The organism is Archangium lipolyticum (assembly GCF_024623785.1).
Lineage (GTDB): Bacteria > Myxococcota > Myxococcia > Myxococcales > Myxococcaceae > Archangium > Archangium lipolyticum.
The window spans coordinates 12,620-34,656 of record NZ_JANKBZ010000027.1 but is presented as its reverse complement, the minus strand read 5'-3'; the positions used below and the strand labels follow the sequence as shown (position 1 = coordinate 34,656).

Genomic DNA, 22,037 nt, shown 5'->3' with positions numbered 1-22,037 from the left:
GTATCACGCTCCCCGGCGCCCACTTCGCCGGGGAGCGGTGGGTTCTTCACCTCGTTCGAGGGCCCGCCGGTATCGTCCGGCCCTCCGAGGTGAAGAACCATGCAGACGAAGGCCGCTCCCCCCATCACGCATCTTCAGGGCCGGCGTACCCTCCCGCTCATCGAGGCGTACTTCGAGCTCAACCACCTCAAGCAGCTCTACCGGCAGGGGTGGCTGCGCGTCGGCCTCTCCCGGGAGAAGTGCGAGAGCGTCGCCGAACATTCGTTCGGAGTGGCGCTGCTGTGCCTGTTCCTCGCGGACAGCTACTTCCCCGAGGCGGATGCGTCGAAGGTGGTGCGCATCGCGCTGCTGCACGATCTGGGTGAGGCGTACGCCGGAGACATCACGCCGCACGACCCGGTGAGCCGTGAGGAGAAGCTCCAGCGCGAGCGGCAGGCCGTGGAGCGAATCCTGGTCAAGCTGCCGCGAGGAGCCGAGTACCTCGCGCTCTGGGAGGAGTACGAGAACGGCACGTCCTTCGAGGCCCGGCTGGTGCGGCAGGTGGACCGGTTGGAGATGGGGTTGCAAGCCACCATCTACGAGCACCAGGGCGCGGGGGACCTGTCACAGTTCTTCGCCTCGGTGCACAAGGCGCTGGAGACACCCGAGCTGAAGACAGTGCTCGCGGAGTTGGAGAAGCTGCGGCCCGGCGCGCCGGGACAGGGCTGAGACAGCGAGCCCAGGCTGAAACCTGAGAGCGAGCGCTCTCGCCGGTAGGTTCCGGCGGCGGGTTCGATTCCCGCCGCCTCCGCTAGAAGTTGCCCGCTGCCTTCGCCCGAGGCGCAAGCGGGGCCAGACCGTCTACCCGCTCGACCCGGACTACCCGCATCTGCTGGCGTGGTTCGACCGTGTGCGAGAACTGCCGGCGTGGCGCAACAGCGAAGCGGTCTGGTGAGCGCCATCGCGGCGAAAATTCTTCGCGTGCTTGTCGATCTCATCCGTCATCATTCGTCGTCCGGATGCAGGACCCGTTATTCAACTCACCTTTCGACATGGGGACGTCATGAACAAGCAGATCATCTTCAACCTGCCGGTCAAGGACCTGGACAAATCCAAGGCCTTCTTTTCCGCTCTCGGCTTCAGCTTCAATCCACAATTCAGCAACGAGAGCGCGGCGTTCATGGTCATCGCGGATGGCAGCATTCATGCCATGCTGACGACCGAAGCGTTCTTCAAGACCCTCATCGACAAGCCCGTCGTGCAGGCGAAGGAGGCCAACGAGGTCGTCATCTGCCTGAGCTGCGAGAGCCGGGAAGAAGTGGACAGTCTGATCGCCAAGGCCGTCGCCGCTGGCGGCCGTACTCCGCATCCGCCCGAGGACCACGGCTTCATGTATGACCAGGGCTTCGAGGACCTCGACGGCCACCTGTGGAACCTGGTCTGGACGGCGCCGCAGGCCTGATGCGGCCGGCCTTTTCCAGCACCCGCGCCGAGCCGATGTTGCGCGGGTCGATGTCGGCCTCGAGGCGGTTCAGGTTCAGGGCGTCGAAGCCATGGCGGATCGCCGCGCGCAGCGCTTCGGTCGCATAACCTTCACCCCTGTGGCGGCTGGCGAGCGCGTAGCCGATCTCGCAGCGGCGGTTCTGCTCGAAGAAAGTCAGCCCCGGCAGCTGCGCCAGGTGGAGCCCGGCGAGGTGCTGGTGATGCACTCAGGGGCTGAATTCCTCCCGCCTGGCCCTCGCTGGCGGGTGCACCTGTTCGTCGAGGTCTTCACCCGCTTGGACGAATGCGTTCCGGAGGAGGCTGGCTGCCTGGGACAGGCAGTTAGCGCTCCGCTGAATAGCGCCCCGCCCAAACGCATCCACTCCCGGGTCTCAATTGCCTGCGCGGGCCCAGCCCCGCTCGCGTGGGAGGGCTCCCCTCATTTCAGCTCTACCACAGCAGGCCGACGGCCATCCCCATGCCGACGATGGCGCCCGCCGTACCGAGCGCCATGACCACCTTCGTCCTCCACGGGATGGAGTGGGTGTCCTCGTCCGCTCCCTCTTTCGCGCCCGGCTCCCACTCGCCGAGCACCATCATGGCGAGCCCGGACGGTATGGCCGCGGCGGCGGCCATGATGCCCACGGGCCTGTAGCTCCCATCCTTCTCGAGGGTGTACGACACCAGGCCCGCCATCACCGCTCCCGCCACCACGAGACCGAGGCCCAGCAGACGGGCGCGGAGGCGATCCTCGGCGGCCCCGGCCTCGTTGACCCTGCGCTCCGATTCGGCGATCTCCTTCGCCGAGGCGGGCGCGCCGCGCCCGCCATTCTGGCCGGCCAGCACCAGCTCATACTCCTGGGAGACGCTGTCCGGGGGGATGTGGAGGAGGGCGGGCTGGCCCGCCACGGTGAGCTCGTACCGGGGCGCCGGGACGAGGGGTTTCTCGTCCACCACCGGCTGCTCATCCACGAGGACGCGCACCCGCTCCGTCCCCGTCCGCTCCCACTCCACCGTGTGCTTCTGTCCTGCCAGCTCGAATCGCCAGGTCCTGTGCGTCGCCATGTGTCCGTTGCTCCGAAGGGAGCGGACTGTAGCGCGGCGCCGCCCCCGTGGGCAGTGGGCCCCTGGCTGACCGACGGAGGTGCCCCCGGGCCCTCCATGCCGAGTGACTGGATACAGGATCTGCAGTCGTTACAAACGCAGCCATTGGCACAGATGAGAGAACAACTGGGAGCGTTGTCTCACTGTCCCGGGATGAGGATCTCCAGCGGCTGCGGAGGGGCGAGGTCGAGCAGGCCGGGCGCGGGGTAGACGCTCGTCGCCACGTAGAGGCGCAGTCGGGACGGATTGCCGATGGCGGCCAGCGGAAGGGTCACGGTGAAGCTGCCCGGTTGGGCCAGGCTGAACGTTGGTTGGGGGAGGATGAGCGCGTCGTTGCGCGTCCGGGTTCCATCGGCGAAGAGCAGCTGCGCGTAGTAGACCGGGGCGGTGCCCGTGGTGTCCGAGACGAGCCGGAGCTCGTAGTCCACGCCGATGGGTGCACCCGGGCCGTTGGACACCACGCCGTGCGGGGCCGTGCCGGTATCGTGGTCCGTGTCCATGAAGACCTGGAAGAGGTTGCCGATGTCTGTATTCGACCAGGCGCTGAGGATGCCCTGGATGACCAGGTTGCCCTCGATGAGCTGCGTCCGGATTCCCGTCAGGTCCTGGCCGGAGATGGGTTGAGGGAACTCCACGGGGTCGGGCACGGGGGCGTTGTTGGGGTCCCAGGAAAACGGCCGCAGGACCCGGGCACTCACGGTGTCGGCCATGTTCTTTCCGTCCGGGAGCGTATCGGCGATGTCCCTCCCGATGTTGCTCCCGAGCGTGAATGTATGGACGTGCATGCGTCCGTCCCCGGGGATGCGGATCGTCCGGAGGCCCCCCGCGCTGTCGTAGAGCTTGAGCAGGGGATCGAAGATGCTGAGCGAGCCGCCCAGGAAGAAGACTCCTCCCTGGACCAACCAGCGCCCGTCATTCTTGTCCTGTCCGAAAGCCAGGGTGTTGCCGAGGTTGTCGGGCTGGACGAGGACCATGGGCGCCTGGAAGCTGCCCATCTCGTAGAACAGCCGCACGTCGCCACCCCAGGTGGGGATGTCATCTCCCAGGAAGAGCCCACCGGTGAGGAGGCGGCGGTCGCTGTCGAGCAGCACTGTGCCCGAGGGCCCCGGGAACTGGGTCGGCCTGGACGGGTCGAAGGGTCGCGAGAAGCCCAGGGTGATGAAGAACTGGTCGGCGACGGTGGAGAAGTCGGCGAAGAGCAGGTCGAACCCGTTCACGTTGTCGCCCGGTGGGTCGGACAGTCGCACGTATTGCGTCACACCCGGCCTGCGCACGACGACCTGCTGGCTGCGCGTATCGAGAGCGCCGTAGTCCGGGGCCCGGTCACCGACTCCCTGCCCGGTGAGCGCGGCGCTCCCGATGTGCGAGATGGCGAAGACGTCCACCGCGGCCGGGTTCCCGATGTCGGAGAGCGGGACGACCAGCGTGAGGATGCCATTGTTCGTGCTGGCACCCTGGATCCGGATGACGGGGTCCCGTTCCGCCTCGCTGGGATCCACGGGCGGTACCGTGCGGAGTCTGGAGAGCCGGTAGTCGGAGATGAGTCCGGCGGCGGCGTCGAGACGGTACTCCTGTCCTGCGACGTGCCCCGCCCGGTAGTCCCCGGTGGCCGGGTTCTGGTCCGTGTCGAGATAGATGACGACGTTGTTGAAGAACATGGTCACGTCCACGCCGACCTGGATGACGAGGGAGCCGGAGCCCGGATCCACCCTCGCATCCAGGTAGCGCAGATCCGGGGAGACCCGCGTCAGGCCCGTCCGTGGGTCGAGCTCCGGGCTGTCGATGACCCCCGGGAAGTTCTGGAAGAAGGCATCCGCCACCGGGATGGACGCGCTGTCCGCCGTGCCCACGGTGAAATCCGGGCCCTGGACCAGGGTGAGGACGATGCTCTCGTTGCCTTCCTGGAGGGCATCGTTGCGCGGCAGGACGGTCACGAGGCTCGTCGTGGCCCCGGGCTCGAACGTGGCGCGGGTCTCCCAGACGAGGTAGTCGCTGCCTCGCGTGGCCGTGCCACCGAGGGTGTAGTTCACGGTCAAGGGCTGGGAGAGGTCCCCCTCCCGGGTGAACACGAAGAAGCCGGGCGTGGGGCCGATCTCGGAGGCCACGCTCCCCTCTGGCGCGGAGACCGTCACCGTCGACGCGGCCCAGGCGGTCGAGCTCCCCATTGTCAGGAGGAGGGCCAGACTCATCCAGGCAGCGGCGGTGCTCATGATCGTCTCCCTCGAGTTGGAGTCGCCAGGACTCCATCAAGAAAAAAGACGGCACCGCGGTTCGATGTGACAAAGTCCGCCAACCTTCCCGCGGAGCCAGGCCTGGTGACGCACTGGTGGGCGGGGCCGTGCTCGCCTGACTGGCACTGTCCTGCTTCGAAGCCAAGCGCTGGGCTCGCCGCTTACGGCTCGTGGCGCCGCGCCTATGCTCGGGGCCCATGACCTCTCCCGTGCAGGTACCCATCCGGGCCCGCGAGCACGGCATCGCTCCGGTCGTCTCGCCGGCCCGGTGATTCGCTTTCTCACGCCTCCTCGCGCTGGTGCGTGGAGGCCACTTCGTAGAGGTGCGGCTCGAACTTCTGCGCCATCGCCGCCGCGGCCCGCATGTGCTCCTGCGCCCGGGGGTTGCGCAGCATGGCCTCGAAGTACTCCCGGCTCGCCCATTGCGCGTAATTGGCCACGTGGGTGCCGTCCAGGCCCCGGTGGAGGTTCGCCGAGACGAACCCCGGCAGGTGCCGCATCACCTGCTCCGTCGCCTCCTCCAACAGCTTCACCAACGCCTCCTGCCGCTCCGGCTCCACGGTGAAGACGTTGATGAGGGTGCACAGACCGCTGCGCGGATCGATCGTCGTGGTGACTGCGTTCATATGATTAGGCTCCTAACCATCTGGGTAAAAAAAGAGGCTCAGGGGTCGCGCACGCGGGGGATGCCGACGGCGACCCGGGTGAGCAGGGATTGGAGCTGCTGGCGCTCCTCGGCGGACAGGCCACTCATCAGGGCGCTGGTGCGGCGGTAGTGGTCCGGCAGGAGCCCCTCCAGCCTCTGGCGCCCCTTGGCCGACAAGCGCACCACCGACATGCGCCCGTCCTCGGCGTGCGCCCTGCGCAGGATGAGGCCCTCCCGCTCCAGCCCGTCCAGCAGCCCCGTCATCGTCGCCCGGGTGACGCCCGTCCGCTCGGCCAGCTCCGCCGGCCGCAGGCCCTCCTCCTCCCGCTGCAACTGCATGAGGACGATGAAGCGCGCCTGGGACAGGCCATGCCTCGCCAGGTGCGCTCCGTAGGCCGCCTCCACCTCCCCCGCGATGTGCAGCAGGTGCAGGCACGTCTCCACCGCCGACGCGTCCGCCTCCGCGTACCGCTCCACATCCTTCTGGATGGTCTCGTGTCCCGGGAGTCGTTGTAGCTCGAGCGCCATATCGTTAGGAGCCTAACCACCCTCCTCCCTGCCTGCAACGGGAAAATGAGGGGTCCCGGAGGACCGGCCTGCGACAAGAATTCGCAACCTGCGTCCTCCCCGGGAAGGAACTCTTTTGACCCGCGGGGGGCTCGCCGCGCTTCGCCTGGACGACCAACGCCGGCCCCCTTGGAGGCGAGGGGACTGCGCAGCCCTCTTTCCTCTCTTCTCCTTCCCGCCACGTGTCGTTCCGGGTCGTGTCGCTCGAATTTTTCGACACCCTCTCTGGCACGACCTGGGGGAGGCGTACGCCGGAGACATCACGCCGCACGACCCGGTGAGCCGGGAGGAGAAGCTCCAGCGCGAGCGGCAGGCCGTGGAGCGCATCCTCGCCAAGCTGCCGCGAGGCGCCGAGTACCTCGCGCTCTGGGAGGAGTTCGAGAACGGCACGTCCTTCGAGGCCCGGCTGGTGCGACAGGTGGACCGGCTGGAGATGGGGCTGCAAGCCACCATCTACGAGCACCAGGGCGCGGGGGACCTGTCACAGTTCTTCGCCTCGGTGCACAAGGCGCTGGAGACACCCGAGCTGACAGCATTGCTCGCGGAGTTGGAGAAGCTGCGGCCCGGCGCGCCGGGACAGGGCTGAGACAGCGAGCCCGGGCTGAAACATGTGATGGCACCCGGTGGGGGGCCATCGCGTGGGCAGTCCATTTGCTTCGTCCGGGCACCCGGGCCATGGTCGCCTCGATGGACAAACCGACCCTGCTTCGTGACGTCACCCTCCTGCTCGAGCTCGCGGCGCCGCTCATGCTCGGCGCGCTCGCCGCAACGATGAACAAGAGGTTCGTGTTTCCGCGGCTGCGCTCGCGGCTGGGGCCATGGCTCAACGAGCTGGTGAGTTCCCCGGCCAACCGCCTGGTGAGCTTCTTCTACGTCGCCGTGTTGCTGGGGCTGGCGGTGTTCTGCCATCCCTCGAACGCCACGGAGGCGCTCGCCTGGCTCCATGCGCATCCCGAGCTGTTGCCCGTCCAGCCCACGCCGTTCCTGCTCCAGGCCACCTTCCACGGAGCCACCTTCTTCTGCGCGTACCAGCTCACCGTCCTCCCCATGGCTCCGTCTACGCGCGAGGACCGTGAGGCGGGGTGAAGCACGCTCGAGCCACTTCCGGTGGACCGCATGCGCGAGCTCCTGACCCGGTACCACGCCGGGCGGCGATGGCTTCGTCTCGCTGATGAGGGCGCACAGCCCGCTGCGCTGATCGATCTTCCGCTTCGCCGCCGGCTTCATGCGTGGCGAGGGCCTGTCGGCGCGCAGCAGTTCCCCACCCTCCAGCCGGAACTGGCACCGGCACAACGGCGCCCGGACCTCGCCGCCGGCCTGGGCGTGATCGTCTTCGACGGCCCGCAGGGCCGCGGCTTCTTCAAGGGCGGCCATGACGACACCACCGGCAACACCTGGGTCTGCGTCGAGCGCCGCCGCGCCTGCGTCGTGCTGCTGGCCAACGATGTGAAGGCCGAGGCGCTGTTTCCAGGGCTGGTGAGGCAGTTGCTCGGCGAGACCGGCGTGCCGTGGTCCTGGGAGTACGGTGAGATGTCGATGCGCTGCGCCGAGCCAGCAGCGGGTGCTACGGCTGCGCCAGCGCAGTCGTCGCGCCGCCCGCGAGTCGTGCCCGTGCCTCGCCGCGCCGCACGACCTCGGCGATGTGGTCGGCGATTCGCTCCCATAGACCACGAGGGAGATCGTGCCCCATCCCCTCGATGAGCACGAGCTCGGCACCGGGAATGGCAGCCGCCGTGGCGCGCCCGCCGCTGGGGTCACACAGCGTGTCGGCGAGCCCGTGCAGCACGAGCGTCGGTACGTCGAGCGTGCGCAGCAGCCGGGTGCGGTCGCCGGACGCGACCGACGCCACGGCCTGCCGCGCGACCGCGGCCTCGTCGTGGTCGCGGTCGTACGCGAGCCCGGCCCGCTCGGCCACAGCGGCCTGGTCGCTCGGGAATGCGGGCGAGCCGATGATTCCGAACGCACGCACGGCACGTGCGACGACCTCCTCGCGTGTGTGTGCCGGGGGGCCCCCGAACACCGACTTCATCGTCGCGGGATGGGCTTGTCCGACAGTCATGTCGCCGGTCGTCGACATCATGGACGTGAGCGAGCACACCCGCTTCGGGTGCTCGATCGCCAGGGTCTGTGCGATCGCGCCGCCCATCGAGGCCCCCACGACGTGAGCGGCGTCGACCTTCAGCACGTCGAGCAGGCCGACCGCGTCAGCGGCCATGTCGGAGAGGGTGTACGAGACCGATGACAGATCACCCCCGAGCGCCGCGGGCAGGTTGGCGGGTGGGGCATCCCGCAGGTGCGTGGAGCGTCCCGAGTCGCGGTTGTCGAAGCGCACGACATGCAGGTCGCGTTGGACGAGCGCCTGGAGGAAGCCGAGCGGCCAGTGCACGAGCTGGGCGGCGAGGCCCATCACCAGCAAGACCGTCGGGTGTGCCGGATTGCCGAGCCGCTCGTAGGCGATGTCGAGGTGTGACGGACCGACGTCGGTCGCGATGAGTTCGTTCAGCATGGTTCGTGCTCCGTCTCGTGAAGGCAGGCAAGGGCCTGGTTGAGGTACCGCATCAACTCGGGGTCCCACCCGGCGAGGTGCTGGGGGGGATCCACCTGGCGCAGGCGCGCGAGCGCGTCCAACGTCGCACGATCGCCACCAGCGAAGTCACGCAGCCACGCCAGCGCCACGCGGGCCACGGCACGGACGCGCGGTGTCGACGGGGCGGCTCCCGCCTCCATGCAGGCACGAAGCTCGTTGGCGAGCGCTCGCCAGCGGGACTCGGCGTCGTCGGGTGTACGGCCGTTCGTGCCGCGGGCGTCGATGCGGCGAGCGACCAGGGACATCGCCTCGATCGTGGCGAGCAGGTCGTCGGGTTCGACGGCGCGGTCCGCCTGCGCGCACGCGCGGTCGAGGAGCGCGCGAAGCCGCCCGAGCCGCTGAAGCTCGGCGTCGACGCGGGCCAGGTGGGCACGCAAGACGTCGCCGAGTGCGGCGCTGTCGTCCTCGAGCATGCGGCCGATCTCCGCGAGCGACAGGCCCAGATCGCGCAGCGCGCGGATGCGGTAGAGGCGGCGCACGTCGTGCTCGTCGTAGAGCCGTTGGTGACCCTCCGTCCGCGCCGCTGGCGCGAGCAGCCCGATGTGCTCGTAGTGGTGAAGGGTGCGCACCGTCAATCCGGTGGCAGCCGCCAGGTCGCCGATCCGCCAGCGTCGTCGACTCGTCGTTCGTTCCTTCATGGCCGGCGTACGGTACAACCTGACGTTGCGTCAGGTGCAAGGTCACCGGAAGGACTTGCGCAGCGCCTGACGTCTAGAGAGTGAGACTGCCCCAGTTCCGCACCAGACCATGCTCATCCGCCCCATCACCGCCTCGGACCACACGTTCATCATCGGACTTGCCAACCGCTTTACTGACTTCCCGCTGCCGCCGGGTCGACCAAGGGAGGTCGTCGAGGCCGGCATCCGCCGAGACCTCGAGCGCCATGTGGAGGAGCGGCCGGCAAACTCCTTCTTCTTCATTCTGGAGGAAGACGATGGCACCCGTGCCGGCTTCATTCACCTTCTGGTGATGGAGGACTTCTTCAGTGGCGGTCGCAATTGCCATGTCTCGGATCTGGCGGTAGCGCAGGGACATGAGGGGCGCGGCCACGCACGCCGACTGCTGGCGTTCGCCGAGGAGTTCGGGAGGGAGCAGCGCTGCGAACGGCTGACGCTGGCCGTCTTCCCGGGAAACGAGCGCGCGCGGAAGCTCTACGAGACAGCAGGCTGGAACTACGAGCTGTTGCGAATGAGCAGGCCGCTCTGACCTGGAGCGCGCTCCCACTCCGGAGCCCAGTCCCGGAGCATCTATGCTCGGGGCCCATGACCTCTCCCGTCCAGGAACCCGTCCGGGCCCGCGAGCTCGGCATCGCTCCGGGCATCTTCCACCCGGGCGCGAACAACGCGCTCACCGACGTGGCGGGCGTGCTCGTGGGCCACACCACCGTCATCGAGGGCGGCTCCGTGCGCACCGGCGTCACCGCGATCCGACCGCATGCGGGCAACCTCTTCCACGAGCGCGTACCAGCGGCGATCGTCGTCGGCAACGGCTTTGGCAAACTGCTCGGAGTGACGCAGGTGAACGAGCTGGGAGAGCTGGAGACGCCACTTCTGCTCACCAGCACGATGCCGCCTCCACAATAGGCAAGGTGGCGTTTCCATGAAGCTTGCCGCTTCGAGAGCGCAGAACAGAGTCTGTATCGCCTCACTCAGGCAACGTTTCGGGAAGCGTTTCCCCGATAAAGGCCTCGAGCGCCTGCCGAGCATATGCCTTGAGACTGGTCATGCTCGCTGCATCATCGAAATCAATGGACTTCACCAGGTCTCGATAGCGAGAAAGCGCGACCTTGCATTCCGCGGAGCGGCGAGTCGCCGGTGATTTGCGCGTCGCCTCATTTTCAATCAAATCAAGAACGATGGTTGCATCCTCATGAAGCTGCTCCCTTAGTTTTGCATCACCCTTGGAGCTGCGGGCCGGCTCGAGCGGGTGCCCCATTGCAATGTAGCCCAAGCCATTGAGGGCACCGGCAATGCGAGCGGCTTTCTCTGCGGGGGGCGTTGAAGACATTTGCGACCTTTGGTTGTGCATCCTTGCTGTCCGCGAAGGCCTATTCACTGATGCAATATGGACCGATGAACAATCCCTTCCCGATGCTCGGAACAAAGCCAAGTGCCGCCCCGACTCGGACGGAGCCCCGCAGGCAATCAAATTGGCACCACTGTTTGAAGACGAGATTTTTCAAGGCTTCTGGAAATGGCTCCGGACAGAAGGAGCAGTTTTTTCGCCGCAGTGGGTGACGTGGCAATAGGCGTCGACCTCTTCGCAAAACACACTATCGGGGCATCCGTGCTCCATGCACTCGTACACGGGATATATCCCGTCCTTCCCGGACGCTTGAATAGCGCCTGAGCCTGCCTTCCGTTGCCTGGCCAGGAATTTCAAGAGCTTCTCCGCTGCATTCTTGTAAACACTTTCGTCTGGCAGTTGCTCTGCCAACTCTCTGTCTCCGGGGACGCTTTCACGACGGCTTGAACCAGAAGACGCGCAGCCGCCACCCGACAGGGCGCCGACGAAGCACAAGAGCCAGCAGCAGAGGAGCGGTCCCTTCTGGGTGTCCATGGCATTCCTTGGAGGTCACTTGTCAAGTGACTGTGCTTCGTGCGTCCCTCGCCCGTCAAACTCCATAGGTCGGAAATGTCGGCTCAGAGGCTGCTGCCTGGGCTTGCCCCGGTTACGTGGACAGTAGGGTATGCTGCCAACTTTTGCGGTAAGGCAGCAGCCTCAAAATATACCGGCCTGCTCCTGCATCCACACCGAGGGCAAGCGAACACATCCAGCGCTTTCGCTCCTGCGCAGTAGCCCGGCCCCATCCACTCGTGACGAGCGAGGAGCGCTCGAAGGGCTTGCGCGGCGCGGCGGAGCGCAGGAACCTGCTCCTGCCCCGATGCGAAATCGAAACCTCGTCGCGGTCCTGCTCACGCTGGGGTTGCCCGCCTGGGCCCGGCCCGGCGACGCACGTCCCTCCCCCACCGTCGCGCCGAACATCCCGATCGACATCAAGGCGGATGCCCCTACCCCCGAGGAGGATCTGCCGCGTTTCGACGACTTCTCCTGGCGCGAGTTCATCGCGTTGACCTGGTCCGCGAAGGTCGACCCGGACGGGCTCCCCCGAGGGCTCCCCGACGTGAGCAAGGAGTACGGCGAGGTCTCCTCCCCCCGCGTCTGGGAGACGTGGAAGGCGGATGACGAGCTGTTCCTCCCCCAGGGCGGGGCTCCGGCCGGCTGGAAGAGCTTCGACACGCCCTCGCCTTGTGAGCCCGGTCTCCGGCGGATCCCCTACGACAAATACCTGGCCTCGTTCGACAGGTACCACGGCCTCAACCAGGCGGGCCCGGGCACCGCCATTGGTCCGCTCGTGAGCCAGGATCGCGAGTACATCCGCTACGAGACGCGGGTGAACAGGACCGGCTTCGAGTTCATCACCCGGCCCCCCGCGCCCTACCGGGGGCCGTTGTACCTGCGCGAGAACCTGCCCGGCGAAAAGGACCCGCCGTTGCGCTTCCCCACCGGCTCCATCCAGGTCAAGGCCGCCTGGCGCGTGATGACGAACGTGCCGCCGGAGCAACGGCGCCGCTTCTACATCACCCGGGCCCACCTGCTCGACCCCCTCACCGGCCGCTGCGGCCCGGCCGAGGTGGGCCTGATCGGCCTCCACATCGTGAACAAGGTCCGGAACTTTCCGGACTGGGTCTGGTCCAGCTTCGAGCACGTCGACAACGTTCCCGCGCTGGAAGGTGAGCGGAGCCGGGCAAGGCCGCCGTACTCGCTCCATGACGGAGATCCGCGCACGCCCCCCTCGCGGATGGACAGGCCGCTCGGTCCGTGCAATCCACCACGGCCGCACCCGGCCCCCACACAGGTGGTGCGCGTGAGGCCCATCGCCGCCTCGACCTGGCGGACGAACCAGGACTACCACGAGGCCCCGGGCGTGAAGGGGACCGTCTGGGAGAACTACCAACTGGTGCTGACCCAGTGGCCGCTCGCGGACGAAAAGGGCCAGGGCGAACGGACCTTCCCCAGCACGCGCGCGCCGCGCCCCCAGACGAACACGGCCAACGTGGCGCTCGAGACCTGGTTCCAGCACTCGACGGACACCTCGTGCATGGCCTGCCACGACACGGCCAGGCAACGGGGCCACGACTCCGTCTGGTTCCTCCCGCTCGGCGCCTTCCCCCAGCCCTCCACTGCCTGCAAGGGCTAGCCCGCGCTCGCGGTGCGCGGCAAGCTGGGCTCCGACATGGACACCCATACCCACGAGACCCTCGCGGACGAGGCCGGCCCGTCCCCCTCCCGCCGCGACATCCTGCGCGGGGCCACCGCGCTGTTGGCGACCGCCTCCGTGCCAGCGCTCGCCGCCACTCCCGCGAAGACCGCGCCCGCCCAGGCCGCGCCCCCGCCCAGCTACTCCAACCTCGACACCGTGGCCGAGTCCGACTGGGTGGTGACCTACGCGGGCGGCCGGCTGTCCATCTCCTGCACGGTGAAGCCGAAGGCGCCCTCGGACGCGGTCACCTACCTCCTCGTCGCCGCGGTCGATCCCCGGGATCCCCACCTGCAGTACTGCTCCGGCTCGACCAGCCTCAACGCGATGGACTCCGCGCCCGGCACCAGCCTCAATGGCTTCGCCAGCACCCAGCTCTTCAATCCCGCGCTCCACGGCTCCAAGGTCAAGGGGCTCGTCTCGGGCTTCGTGAAGACCGAGCTGGGCTCGCGCTCGTTCATCCTCACGCGCGACTTCGACCTGCCGGTGGCCCCTCCGGCGTCCGTCACCGGCTGAGGCCCGGCCAAAGAGCCCCGGCAGACACGGGGCTCAGTCATCCCGGCGCAGGGAGAAGCGGCACTCGAAGTAGGGATACGCCTTCGCCGTGAGCGGCCCCTCGGGCTGGCACACCAGCTTCACGCCCATCGTCCGGCACAGCTTGCTCGGCCACTGATGACCGTCGAGGACGGCCCGCTCCGAGCCCGGCCATGCCAGCACCGCGTCGCGCCTGGCGGGCGCGCACAGCCCGGCCTCCACCAGCCGCTGGAGCAGCGCCTGCGCCCACGTCCCGTGCGGCGCGTTGGGCAGCGCCGTACCGAACCCGACGGTGGGGCCAATGTCCTCTCCGATGTCCAGGCTCAAATCCACCGAGTGCACGGGGGACAGCCAGCGCTCGGCGATCTCCTCGATCCGTGCGCGAGGACCTGGCCACCCGAGCCGCTCGAGGTACGCTCCCAGCTCGGTCCTCGGTGCGCAGATGGCGAGCCGCACCCGCTCGGAGCCTCGAGCCGCGAGCGACGCGACATGGCCCATCTCGCCCATGTCGGGCAGGAGCTCGAAGCAGCGGGAGATCATCCTCGCGATGGCGGGCGACACCGGCCTGCCCTGGAGCACTTCCAGGGCCCGCCAGGTGAGTTGCAGTGGCTCCTCATGGGTGGCGCCCGAGAGCCGCCGGGAGGTGGGCGGCTGCTGATCGAAGCGAGGCTGGACACAGACGAAGGGAATGGGCCTGGGCGGACCGGACAGCGGCTCCTCCAGGTCGTACTCGAGCCAGAAGATGGGAGCCCGTGACAGGACCGAGCCCGGCTCCACCCATTCCCGGGCAAAGGCGCGGACGCCGTCCCAGAGCGGCCCGGGCAAGCGCTCGTGCGACGCGGCGAGTGCCTCCGCCAGGGCCTGGGGCCCCCCATCGCCGGGCATGCAGCAGACCATGAAGTCCACCCGGGAGGCGCCCTCCTCCAGTCGGAGCTCGAGGCAGATTCCCCCAGACACCTCCGGAAGCAGGTTGGCCGCGAGCCGGACGCGGCCCAGGGCCGCCTCGGAGACCAGGACCTCGGACAATACCGGCCGCAAGCGGCGCAGGAGCTCCTCACTGTGGACGATCATCGGGAAGCACTCACCCTGGCGCGCTCAGGCGACCGTGAAGGCGTTCTCCTTGAGCCCGTAGTACCCGTCCGGGTTCACCACCACCACCGAGTACACACCGACCGGTGCGTTCGAGGGGATCTGCACCGTGCCGGTCAGGCTCGAGCCCCGGTTGCCCGCGTTGTGGATGGTGGCCGTCGCCGCGGGGAGATCCATGTTGTCCATCTTGAGCACCGCCACCGCGCCCTGGGAGAAGAAGTCCCCCTTGACCGTGAGCTGGATCTTCTCGCCCGGCGAGGCCTGGATCGGTCCCACCGAGGCGATCTCCACCACGGCCTTCACCCAGACCGCCGCGAACAGCTCCACGCTGGAGAGCTCCGTCCGGATCAGCTCGGTGACCGTGTTGAGATCACCCTTGTGCAGCGCTTCCTGCTGTTGCTCGGACAGGCCGGCCTTCGCCATCGTGGCCTTCGGAGCCTTGGAGAACTCCCGCTGGAGACCCGGGTTGCGGAGCAGATCGGAAATGAAGTGCAGAAGCATGATGCCCTCCCGGGTATCATGGATATCACATGCAGTCAGTCGCCAGCGTCAGATCTGGCAAGGTCGAGCCGCCGCGTGATGTATCGCGCCGGCGACGTGCCGAGCGCCTTTCGAAACATTGTCACGAAGCTGCTCGCGCTTTCGTAACCCAGGTCGATCGCCACGCTCTGCACGGAGGCTCCCCGCGTGAGCCATTGCAACGCCAGGATGATGTGAAGTTGCTGGCGCCATCGGCCAAAGCTCATGCCGGTCTCGTGAACGAGCAGGCGGCTCAGCGTCCGCTCGCCAACGCCAATCCGCCTCGCCCATTCCTTCATGGTCGAGCCGTCCGCCGGATGGGCGGTGATCATCTCGACGAGCCGCCGAAGCCGCGCGTCCGTGGGCATGGGAAGCCGCAGATTCTCCACCTGAGCCGCCGCCAGTTCATCGAGCAGCACGGCGACGAGCCGGGCCTCGGGCCCGTCGAGTGGATACAGCGCGGGCAGCGTCGCGGCGCGGAACAGCAGCTCCCGGAGCAGAGGGCTGACGGAAACCGCACAGCATTCCCTGGGCAATGTGGCGATCGCCTCGGGCTCCACGAACAGCGCGAGCCCTTCGAGAGGTGCCCGGCCCTTGATGCTGTGGTTCGTATCGCCTGGAATCCACAGCGCCGACTGGGGTGGGACGAGCCACAGGGCGTTTGACGCCTCACAAGTCACCTCGCCCCGGAGCATGAAGAACAACTGTGCCTTGCGGTGGGTGTGAAAGTTCAGCTCGAGCCCTCCAGTCACCAGCCCCATCCCGACCACCAGGACGGGTCGGGGGACATCATCCGGATCGACCTCGAGAAGGTGGGGGGAAAGTTCCGGGAGGCGCATTCGGGGTCGATTCAGCGCCGTGGCTGAATCTCGAAACAAGTTGACCGGGTTTCGTAATGCGGTCAAACGAAAATCCGGTCAGTTTGAAGGGACAGAGACCACACCTTCCATCCTCATCAGAAGGAGCGAACGATGAGCGACTCCATCAGCACGATTGCCGCGCTGGAAGCCTGCATCGGCAAGACGCCGGCGCCGGTGAACCTCAAGGTCATCGATCATCTGGACGAAGGCGCGCTGCGCTGGCTCGCCGCGTCGCCCCTGATGTTCGCCGGGTTCGGGGATCCCCCCCGCATCGGCATCACCCTCGGCGGCGGCCACCCCGGTTTCGCTGGGGGCGACGCTCGCGAGCTGCGACTGCCCACCGCGCTGCTCGACGACCCGACGCTGGCCCGGCCGGGCATGGGGTTCGGCGCGTTGTTCCTGCTCCCCGGCATCGGAGAAACCCTGCGCGTCAACGGCAGGGTGGCGAAGGCGAGCGATGGCGAGCTCCGCATCACGGTCGAGGAATGCTATGGCCATTGCGCCAAGGCGCTGATCCGCTCGGACTTCTGGGCTGCTTCGCCTGGCGCGGCCACGCCGCGGGATGCTGCGGCCTTCCTTTCCGCCAGCCGCTTCATGGCGCTGGCGACGATCGACGCGCAGGGACGCGCCGACCTCAGCCCCAAGGGGGATCCGGCTGGCACGATGGCGAGCCTCACGAACGGCAGCGCCTGGTTCGCCGATCGCCCGGGAAACCGCCGTGTGGACAGCTTCCGCAACATCATCGCCCAGCCGCGCATCGCCGCCGCGCTCCTGATTCCCGGTTCGACGCACGTCGCTCATCTATCGGGGGTCGCGCGGATCACGACCGATGAGGCGGTGCGCGCGCAATTCGTCGTCCAGGGCAAGACGCCGACGCTGGTCACCGGAATCGATGACCCAACCATCGACCTGCGCGAGAGCCCCGCGCTCGTCCGCGCCAATCTCTGGCCAGTCAAAGCGCGTACCGAGGACATCGACCCGGCGAAGGTGTTCGTCGCGCACATCAAGCTGAATAGCGATAAGGGCCTCGGTGCCAGGCTGGCGGGCGCGGTCCTGTCCGTTCCCGGCGTTACCGGCCTTCTGCAGAAGGGCTTGGAGAAGGACTACAAGACCAACCTCTACTGACGTATGCGGCGGGCGCTCACGTCTCGAAGGCTCGGGTCAACCGGGCCATTGCCGCTGGGAGCGCCCGGACCTTCAGCCGCCGGCCGGTCTCGTCGTAGGCCTCGGAGAGGACCCGGGCATGCTCGTACACCTCTCCAATGCGCGCCTGGCGGGCGTAGGGAATCACCAGCTCCTCCTCGACCATCGAGCGCTCGAAGAACTCGATGATCGTCTGGCGGAGCGCCTCGACGTCGTCCGGTGCGTGCGCCGAGAGGACGATGGCCTCGGGATGTTGTTGGAGCAGGGCCTCCCGGGCCTCGGGCGTGAGCCGGTCCGCCTTGTTGAACAACAGCCGGCTCGGGACGCTCTGCGCTCCAATCTCCCGGAGCACCGAGCGGGTGACCTCGAGCTGGGCCTCCCAGGTGGGGTCGGAGCCATCCACCACGTAGAGCAGCAGGGATGCCTCCAGCGCCTCATCCAGCGTGGAGCGGAACGAGGCCACGAGGTCATGCGGCAGCTTCTGGATGAAGCCCACCGTGTCCGAGACCAGTACTCGCGGGCGGGTCTCCGGTTGCAGCGCCCGCACCGTGGTGTCGAGCGTGGCGAAGAGCTGATCCGCCACCAGCACCTCGCTGCCCGTCAGGGCACGCATGAGCGAGGACTTGCCCGCGTTGGTGTACCCGACCAGCGCCACCCGCAGCTGGTCCCTCCGGGCGTAGCGCCGGTGCTCCTGGTCCTGCTGGATGGCCGCGAGCCCCTCGCGCAGCTCGGCGATCCGGTCGCGAATCTTGCGGCGATCCAGCTCCACCGCCGAATCACCCGAGCCCCGGCCCTGTTGTCGCTCGCTGCTCCCCGTCGACTCGCGCAGGCGCGGGGCGAGGTAGTTGAGCCGTGCGATCTCCACCTGCATCTTCGCCTCTCGGCTCCGCGCGTGACGGTGGAAGATGTCCACGATGACGCCCGTGCGGTCGAACACCTGCGCGCCAGTGGCCCGCTCCAGGTTGCGCAGCTGGCTGGGCGACAGCTCATGGTCGACCACCACCACCGTGGGCCTCCCCGCGGGTTGCTCCTCGCTGGCCTCGGCCGCCAGTTCCTCCATGGGGCCCTCGTCGTCCTCCGCGACTTCCTCGTCCGCTTCGGCCTCGGCCTCCTGCTCCCCGGCCTCTTCCGCTTCGGCCTCCCAGCGCTCACGCGCCTTCGACTTCCGTCCCTGCGCCCCCGAGGGCACGGTGCCGCGGCCTCCAGTGAGCTGGGCCAGCTCCGCGAGCTTTCCGGTCCCGAGGACCGTTCCCGCCGCGAGGCGTTCACGGCGCTGGCTCACGGTCGCGGAGACCTCGTAGCCGAGCGTGTGCACCAGCCGCCCCAGCTCAGCGAGGTCGGCGGCGTGTTCGGTGTCCGAGACGCCAGGGAGCTGCACGCCCACCAGCACGGCGAGCGGGCGCGGGGAAGAGGATTTCGACATGACTCCCTCGTACCACGCCGGGCCCCCTATCTGGAGTCGCACTGGAAGCGCCACGGGTGGAGGGGGTGGAAGCCAGGCTCGAGCACGGGGTACACCCGCGCTGGGGACACGGACTGTGCGGGCCCAGCACCCGCCTACCCGGTCCGAGCACCTCGAGCGCAGCCCGCGGCCACTGGGGCATGCCTCCACACGCCAGGCGTTGAAGGAGTTGCGCGAGCAGTACCGGGCTTTCGTCGCGGCCTTCCGAGAGGCGGCGGCTCGGTGGAGGCGGGGGGACTTCTCAGCCCGCGTTCCTCTCTTCTCCTTCCCGCCACGTGTCGTTCCGGGTCGTGTCGCTCGAATTCCTTGACACCCTTTCAGGGTGCCTGCCGTCTCACTCCTTGGACGCCATCCGCAACCCTGGACTTCTCTCACCACAGAGCCCGCTGACGCAAATTGCGAGACGGTTTTTCATGAGTTGTCACCGAGATCGTCATTTCAGGCGCGAACCATAACGATGGAGATCCAAAAGATGCGGTATACTCAACAGCAAGGCTCTTGCTGTGAGACATGTCCTTCGTCTGCAAGCCGATCGAATGACGTGCCCTGTACTTCGACACCACCATTGTCGAACAACTGCGATGTAAAGCTACCGATGTGCCAATGAAAATTCGCGCTTTGATGTCTTCCATCCTGGCTTTCGTCTTCACGGGATGTATCACATTCGGAAAGCAGGGGCCGGTACAGCAGATGGGTTGGAGAGCCCATGCCACTACGGAGATGCTGCGGTTGTATGACGAGTACAACTCGCCCATACAGCGCGGCGTGCTGGTGCGGAAGGCGGAGACCTGGGCGGAGTACGTCCTGTCCGATGGTTGTCGGCGCCTTCTGATGGATCAAGATGGGGACGGGCATCCGGAGGGGCTCGCGGATACCCTCTCAAACGAGGTGCTCATTACGGCCATTGATTCCAACCAGGATGGTCGGCCAGAGCTGCTCGCCCAGGAGGATGGTAACGGTCGGTTCTTCGAAGATACGGATCGTAACGGCATCTTCGACCATCTGCGGACCGTCTTCGCCGAAGGAGACAAGTTCCGTGTTCGTATCTGGCTCGATACGGACGAGGATGGGACCTTCGAACAGACCGAGACGTGGATGGAGCCATTGGCGATGCCCGGTTTGAAGCATCCACTAGAGCGTGTTCAGCCTCGGCCTTGAGCGATCCAGGCATTGACCCGGTGGGGCGCCTGGTGAGGAAGTGGCGAGCCCCCCGGACACGGGGCGTGCGGAGTACAGCGTCCTTCGCTACAACCCAGCGGGCGCAGGTCGACCTCGTTGTCACGACTGGAACCGAAAAGGGAGGAGTGCACACTCATGCTGGACACACTCTGGAGCCAGTACCGCGCTGGGGGCCTCGATGCGGCCGCCAGCGTTGCCGGGCCCTCGCCGGAGGAGCTCCTCTATCTAGCGCTGCTCGCCTTCGCGGATGAGCGCCACGCAGAGGCCGCCACTTTCGCCGCCCGCGCCGCACAGGCCGCTCCGGAGGATCCGCTCTTCCCCGCGGCCGCGGCCTACCTCGCGCGGGTGGCCCGGGAGGGCAAGCGCAATGTCTACGTCTCGGCGGAAGGCTTTGGCGCCTTCATCCGCGGCGGCGGCAACGTCCCCCTCTACCGGGAGACGAGCCGGGCGTTGGCCGCGCATTACCCGGGTGAGCCATTCGAGCTCCTCGATGTTGGCCCCGGCGATGGACTGGCGCTGCTACCCGCACTGACGCCAGCGGTGCGGAAGGTGACCCTGGTGGAGCCGGCGGCACCGCTGCTCGAACGTACTTCCAGGGAGCTCGCCGCACGCGGTGTGAGCCATGAGTCCTTCTCCGGGCGCTTGCAGGAGTTCATCGCCAGGCCCGGCGGGGAGGCGCGGCGCTGGGCCGTGGCGCAGGCCACCTTCAGCCTCCACTCCCTTCCAACGGCCGAGCGGCTGGCGCCGTTGGCCTGGCTGCGCGCCCACTGCGACACGCTGTTGGTGGCCGAGTTCGACGCGCCTCTCATGGACGAGCCGCTCACGCCGGACATCATCCGGCATGTGCTCGGCCGCTACCGCGAGGGACTGTCCGAGTACTCAGGCGCTGGTTTCGAGACGGTCGCCCAGGGTTTCCTGATGCCGGTGCTCTTCGGGTACGTGGACCGAGGAGCCACGCGCACCACCTTCGAGCAACCGATGACCGCCTGGGAGGCCCAGTTGCGAGAGGCGGGCTTCGCGCGTGTGGACCGCCAGCTGCTCTACCCCTACTGGTGGGCTCCGGCCTGGCTGCTCGTGGCACACGCGCGGTGACCGCATGTGCCTCTCTGCTGGGGGGCGGTCAGTGCGCCTGGGACTCGCGCAGGGCCGACTCCAGCTGGGCCAGCTCACCGCTGCCCAGGATCTGGAAGCCGTAGACGTGCGGTGAGGACAGCCCGTAGCGGCCGCCCTCACCTCGTACGAGGAAGAAGGTGAACTGGCCCGTGCGGGGCTCCCCGCTGAGCCCGCCACTCGTCCCCGCGGAATCGACGTGGATCTCCACTTCCACCTCGGTGCCGAGCGCGCTGCCCTTGAAAACGCGCTCGACGCGGACCGTGCCCACGTACGTCTTCTCCGACTGCCAGAACCACGAGGTGCGCTTCCACCGCTTCACCTCGCCCAGGACGATGACGTCCGCCTCCGCCACCCGCTGCGGCATGGGCGGAGGAGGCGGCATGGCCTGGGCGGAGAGCGAGGCTCCCAACAGCCCCGCCAGCAGTCCTCGTCGGAGCCCGGCCATGCTCAGTAGTTCCTCATGCCCGTGAGGGTGAAGTCACTGGCGCAGCGGAAGCCCAGCCCGGCGAAACGCTCCTCCGGACTGTGCGGGGTGCGCACGGTGGCGCGCAGCGAATCCGCGTTGCCCCGGTAGAAGTCACCCCGCACCACCCGGTCCAGTGCCCCGGTGCGCCCAGGGTGCGGCCCCGAGCCGGGATGGGGCTGGTAGCGATCCTCCACCCACTCGGCCACGTTGCCGCTCATGTGCAGCACGCCGAAGGGGCTCTTGCCCTCGGGCATCGACTCCACCGGCACCGTGTCGGGCGCCGGCAGCCCCTCGTGCGTGCAGCGCGAGGAATCGAAGTCATTGCCCCACGGGTAGAGCCGGCCGTCCGTGCCGCGCGCGGCGAACTCCCACTCATCCTCCGTGGGCAGCCGCAGCTTCATGTAGGCGCAGAAGGCCTGGGCCTCGAACCAGCTCACACCACTGACGGGGTGCTGCTCCTTGCCCTCTGGAGGCCGCCCGTCCCGCCACGTCAGCGGCCCCGGACGGCCCGTGCCATCCACGAAGCTCCGCCGCACCGAGGCCCCGTCCAGCTCCTGCTCCTCCAGCAGGGCCGTCCAGTAAGCGTCGTGTTGATAGCCGCCCGCCTCGACGAACGCGGCGTACTTCGCGTTCGTCACGGGCGTCCGCCAGATGCGGAACGGCCGGACGGTGACCTCGTGTGCCGGTTTCTCCGTGTGGAACGGGAAGGGACTGAGGCCACCGGAGCGCCGACGAAGCCGCTCCTCCTGCTCAACTTCGAGGCCCATCCGGAAGCGGCCCCCGGGAATGTCGATCAGCACGTGTCAGACCTCCGG

The 22,037-nt window shown here is 67.7% G+C and carries 25 protein-coding genes; 11 read left to right on the top strand and 14 right to left on the bottom strand.

The annotated features are described in order from the left end of the window. The first annotated feature begins 99 nt into the window (after positions 1-99). Together NR810_RS38725 and NR810_RS38720 are read left to right on the top strand one after the other, a co-directional pair. Complete coding sequence (locus NR810_RS38725) at positions 100-708, top strand: HD domain-containing protein (protein ID WP_257459983.1); 609 nt, start codon at positions 100-102, stop codon at positions 706-708. Between the two features lie 334 nt (positions 709-1,042). Beyond that, positions 1,043-1,441 carry a VOC family protein gene (locus NR810_RS38720; RefSeq protein ID WP_257459982.1) on the top strand — a complete coding sequence of 133 codons (399 nt, stop codon included), beginning with the start codon at positions 1,043-1,045 and terminating at the stop codon, positions 1,439-1,441. On the opposite strand, the gene NR810_RS52910 is transcribed toward NR810_RS38720, so the two are convergent. The 5 genes from NR810_RS52910 to NR810_RS38695 form a co-directional block, all read right to left on the bottom strand. Further along, a complete protein-coding gene (locus NR810_RS52910) occupies positions 1,368-1,688 on the bottom strand; it encodes a GNAT family N-acetyltransferase (RefSeq protein ID WP_257459981.1) in 321 nt (106 codons plus the stop codon). The genes NR810_RS38720 and NR810_RS52910 overlap by 74 nt on opposite strands. Before the next feature lie 223 nt (positions 1,689-1,911). Further along, a complete protein-coding gene (locus NR810_RS38710) occupies positions 1,912-2,526 on the bottom strand; it encodes a hypothetical protein (protein ID WP_257459980.1) in 615 nt (204 codons plus the stop codon). Between the two features lie 179 nt (positions 2,527-2,705). After that, complete coding sequence (locus NR810_RS38705; protein ID WP_257459979.1) at positions 2,706-4,775, bottom strand: Calx-beta domain-containing protein; 2,070 nt, start codon at positions 4,773-4,775, stop codon at positions 2,706-2,708. A gap of 302 nt (positions 4,776-5,077) precedes the next feature. Continuing rightward, on the bottom strand, positions 5,078-5,422 hold the full coding sequence (locus NR810_RS38700) for an antibiotic biosynthesis monooxygenase family protein (RefSeq protein ID WP_257459978.1): 345 nt from the start codon (positions 5,420-5,422) through the stop codon (positions 5,078-5,080). Between the two features lie 38 nt (positions 5,423-5,460). Further along, positions 5,461-5,970, bottom strand: a complete 510-nt coding sequence (locus NR810_RS38695; protein ID WP_257459976.1) for a MarR family winged helix-turn-helix transcriptional regulator — start codon at positions 5,968-5,970, stop codon at positions 5,461-5,463. Between the two features lie 115 nt (positions 5,971-6,085). Here NR810_RS38695 and NR810_RS38690 point away from each other — a divergent pair, with 115 nt between their 5' ends. Both NR810_RS38690 and NR810_RS38685 read left to right on the top strand, forming a co-directional pair. Further along, complete coding sequence (locus tag NR810_RS38690) at positions 6,086-6,595, top strand: HD domain-containing protein (protein WP_257459975.1); 510 nt, start codon at positions 6,086-6,088, stop codon at positions 6,593-6,595. Positions 6,596-6,696: 101 nt separating this feature from the next. Further along, a complete protein-coding gene (locus NR810_RS38685; protein WP_257459974.1) occupies positions 6,697-7,095 on the top strand; it encodes a hypothetical protein in 399 nt (132 codons plus the stop codon). 478 nt (positions 7,096-7,573) lie between these two features. Here NR810_RS38685 and NR810_RS38680 read toward each other — a convergent pair whose 3' ends face one another. Further along, complete coding sequence (locus NR810_RS38680; RefSeq protein ID WP_257459973.1) at positions 7,574-8,515, bottom strand: alpha/beta fold hydrolase; 942 nt, start codon at positions 8,513-8,515, stop codon at positions 7,574-7,576. Further along, positions 8,509-9,234 carry a MerR family transcriptional regulator gene (locus NR810_RS38675; RefSeq protein ID WP_257459972.1) on the bottom strand — a complete coding sequence of 242 codons (726 nt, stop codon included), beginning with the start codon at positions 9,232-9,234 and terminating at the stop codon, positions 8,509-8,511. Before NR810_RS38675 ends, NR810_RS38680 begins: the two co-directional genes overlap by 7 nt. Before the next feature lie 109 nt (positions 9,235-9,343). On the opposite strand from NR810_RS38675, the gene NR810_RS38670 reads away from it, so the two are divergent. Together NR810_RS38670 and NR810_RS38665 are read left to right on the top strand one after the other, a co-directional pair. Beyond that, positions 9,344-9,802: a GNAT family N-acetyltransferase gene (locus tag NR810_RS38670; protein WP_257459971.1), complete on the top strand. Its 459-nt coding sequence runs from the start codon at positions 9,344-9,346 to the stop codon at positions 9,800-9,802. A 56-nt stretch (positions 9,803-9,858) separates the two neighbouring features. Then, on the top strand, positions 9,859-10,179 hold the full coding sequence (locus tag NR810_RS38665) for a P1 family peptidase (RefSeq protein ID WP_257459970.1): 321 nt from the start codon (positions 9,859-9,861) through the stop codon (positions 10,177-10,179). Between the two features lie 61 nt (positions 10,180-10,240). On the opposite strand, the gene NR810_RS38660 is transcribed toward NR810_RS38665, so the two are convergent. Continuing rightward, positions 10,241-10,603 carry a hypothetical protein gene (locus NR810_RS38660; RefSeq protein ID WP_257459968.1) on the bottom strand — a complete coding sequence of 121 codons (363 nt, stop codon included), beginning with the start codon at positions 10,601-10,603 and terminating at the stop codon, positions 10,241-10,243. A gap of 877 nt (positions 10,604-11,480) precedes the next feature. Here NR810_RS38660 and NR810_RS38655 point away from each other — a divergent pair. Together NR810_RS38655 and NR810_RS38650 are read left to right on the top strand one after the other, a co-directional pair. Beyond that, positions 11,481-12,797, top strand: a complete 1,317-nt coding sequence (locus tag NR810_RS38655) for a hypothetical protein (RefSeq protein ID WP_257459967.1) — start codon at positions 11,481-11,483, stop codon at positions 12,795-12,797. A 36-nt stretch (positions 12,798-12,833) separates the two neighbouring features. Further along, the gene (locus NR810_RS38650; protein ID WP_257459966.1) at positions 12,834-13,373 is read left to right on the top strand and encodes a hypothetical protein; all 540 of its coding nucleotides are present in this window, start codon (positions 12,834-12,836) and stop codon (positions 13,371-13,373) included. Positions 13,374-13,406: 33 nt separating this feature from the next. Here the strand turns inward: NR810_RS38650 and NR810_RS38645 are convergent, their stop codons facing one another. Genes NR810_RS38645 through NR810_RS38635 form a run of 3 tightly spaced genes read right to left on the bottom strand, consistent with a single transcriptional unit; the run spans position 13,407 to position 15,760 of the window. Continuing rightward, positions 13,407-14,462: a hypothetical protein gene (locus NR810_RS38645; RefSeq protein ID WP_257459965.1), complete on the bottom strand. Its 1,056-nt coding sequence runs from the start codon at positions 14,460-14,462 to the stop codon at positions 13,407-13,409. Positions 14,463-14,486: 24 nt separating this feature from the next. Continuing rightward, complete coding sequence (locus tag NR810_RS38640; protein WP_257459964.1) at positions 14,487-14,981, bottom strand: hypothetical protein; 495 nt, start codon at positions 14,979-14,981, stop codon at positions 14,487-14,489. 35 nt (positions 14,982-15,016) lie between these two features. Beyond that, positions 15,017-15,760: an AraC family transcriptional regulator gene (locus NR810_RS38635; protein ID WP_257459963.1), complete on the bottom strand. Its 744-nt coding sequence runs from the start codon at positions 15,758-15,760 to the stop codon at positions 15,017-15,019. Between the two features lie 210 nt (positions 15,761-15,970). Here NR810_RS38635 and NR810_RS38630 point away from each other — a divergent pair, with 210 nt between their 5' ends. After that, positions 15,971-16,984 (top strand): pyridoxamine 5'-phosphate oxidase family protein, encoded by a 1,014-nt coding sequence (locus NR810_RS38630; RefSeq protein ID WP_257459962.1) that lies wholly within the window; start codon positions 15,971-15,973, stop codon positions 16,982-16,984. 16 nt (positions 16,985-17,000) lie between these two features. Here NR810_RS38630 and hflX read toward each other — a convergent pair whose 3' ends face one another. After that, on the bottom strand, positions 17,001-18,425 hold the full coding sequence (gene hflX / locus NR810_RS38625; protein ID WP_257459961.1) for a GTPase HflX: 1,425 nt from the start codon (positions 18,423-18,425) through the stop codon (positions 17,001-17,003). Positions 18,426-19,085: 660 nt separating this feature from the next. Between hflX and NR810_RS38620 the strand changes: the two genes are divergently transcribed. Continuing rightward, entirely contained in the window at positions 19,086-19,622 is a 537-nt protein-coding gene (locus NR810_RS38620; protein WP_257459960.1) for a hypothetical protein, read from the top strand. Positions 19,623-19,778: 156 nt separating this feature from the next. After that, a complete protein-coding gene (locus NR810_RS38615; protein WP_257459959.1) occupies positions 19,779-20,735 on the top strand; it encodes a class I SAM-dependent methyltransferase in 957 nt (318 codons plus the stop codon). A 28-nt stretch (positions 20,736-20,763) separates the two neighbouring features. On the opposite strand, the gene NR810_RS38610 is transcribed toward NR810_RS38615, so the two are convergent. Continuing rightward, complete coding sequence (locus tag NR810_RS38610; protein ID WP_257459957.1) at positions 20,764-21,201, bottom strand: hypothetical protein; 438 nt, start codon at positions 21,199-21,201, stop codon at positions 20,764-20,766. 2 nt (positions 21,202-21,203) lie between these two features. Beyond that, on the bottom strand, positions 21,204-22,022 hold the full coding sequence (locus tag NR810_RS38605; protein WP_257459956.1) for a formylglycine-generating enzyme family protein: 819 nt from the start codon (positions 22,020-22,022) through the stop codon (positions 21,204-21,206). Positions 22,023-22,037 lie beyond the last annotated feature (15 nt).

Excerpts from the sequence above, each read along its gene's own strand:
- NR810_RS38725 (WP_257459983.1), top strand. The coding sequence starts at position 100 with ATGCAGACGAAGGCCGCTCCCCCCATCACGCATCTTCAGGGCCGGCGT.
- NR810_RS38720 (WP_257459982.1), top strand. The coding sequence starts at position 1,043 with ATGAACAAGCAGATCATCTTCAACCTGCCGGTCAAGGACCTGGACAAA.
- NR810_RS38710 (WP_257459980.1), bottom strand. The coding sequence starts at position 2,526 with ATGGCGACGCACAGGACCTGGCGATTCGAGCTGGCAGGACAGAAGCAC.
- NR810_RS38705 (WP_257459979.1), bottom strand. The coding sequence starts at position 4,775 with ATGAGCACCGCCGCTGCCTGGATGAGTCTGGCCCTCCTCCTGACAATG.
- NR810_RS38700 (WP_257459978.1), bottom strand. The coding sequence starts at position 5,422 with ATGAACGCAGTCACCACGACGATCGATCCGCGCAGCGGTCTGTGCACC.
- NR810_RS38695 (WP_257459976.1), bottom strand. The coding sequence starts at position 5,970 with ATGGCGCTCGAGCTACAACGACTCCCGGGACACGAGACCATCCAGAAG.
- NR810_RS38685 (WP_257459974.1), top strand. The coding sequence starts at position 6,697 with ATGGACAAACCGACCCTGCTTCGTGACGTCACCCTCCTGCTCGAGCTC.
- NR810_RS38680 (WP_257459973.1), bottom strand. The coding sequence starts at position 8,515 with ATGCTGAACGAACTCATCGCGACCGACGTCGGTCCGTCACACCTCGAC.
- NR810_RS38675 (WP_257459972.1), bottom strand. The coding sequence starts at position 9,234 with ATGAAGGAACGAACGACGAGTCGACGACGCTGGCGGATCGGCGACCTG.
- NR810_RS38670 (WP_257459971.1), top strand. The coding sequence starts at position 9,344 with ATGCTCATCCGCCCCATCACCGCCTCGGACCACACGTTCATCATCGGA.
- NR810_RS38665 (WP_257459970.1), top strand. The coding sequence starts at position 9,859 with ATGACCTCTCCCGTCCAGGAACCCGTCCGGGCCCGCGAGCTCGGCATC.
- NR810_RS38660 (WP_257459968.1), bottom strand. The coding sequence starts at position 10,603 with ATGTCTTCAACGCCCCCCGCAGAGAAAGCCGCTCGCATTGCCGGTGCC.
- NR810_RS38655 (WP_257459967.1), top strand. The coding sequence starts at position 11,481 with ATGCGAAATCGAAACCTCGTCGCGGTCCTGCTCACGCTGGGGTTGCCC.
- NR810_RS38650 (WP_257459966.1), top strand. The coding sequence starts at position 12,834 with ATGGACACCCATACCCACGAGACCCTCGCGGACGAGGCCGGCCCGTCC.
- NR810_RS38645 (WP_257459965.1), bottom strand. The coding sequence starts at position 14,462 with ATGATCGTCCACAGTGAGGAGCTCCTGCGCCGCTTGCGGCCGGTATTG.
- NR810_RS38640 (WP_257459964.1), bottom strand. The coding sequence starts at position 14,981 with ATGCTTCTGCACTTCATTTCCGATCTGCTCCGCAACCCGGGTCTCCAG.
- NR810_RS38635 (WP_257459963.1), bottom strand. The coding sequence starts at position 15,760 with ATGGGGCTGGTGACTGGAGGGCTCGAGCTGAACTTTCACACCCACCGC.
- NR810_RS38630 (WP_257459962.1), top strand. The coding sequence starts at position 15,971 with ATGAGCGACTCCATCAGCACGATTGCCGCGCTGGAAGCCTGCATCGGC.
- hflX (WP_257459961.1), bottom strand. The coding sequence starts at position 18,425 with ATGTCGAAATCCTCTTCCCCGCGCCCGCTCGCCGTGCTGGTGGGCGTG.
- NR810_RS38620 (WP_257459960.1), top strand. The coding sequence starts at position 19,086 with ATGTCTTCCATCCTGGCTTTCGTCTTCACGGGATGTATCACATTCGGA.
- NR810_RS38615 (WP_257459959.1), top strand. The coding sequence starts at position 19,779 with ATGCTGGACACACTCTGGAGCCAGTACCGCGCTGGGGGCCTCGATGCG.
- NR810_RS38610 (WP_257459957.1), bottom strand. The coding sequence starts at position 21,201 with ATGGCCGGGCTCCGACGAGGACTGCTGGCGGGGCTGTTGGGAGCCTCG.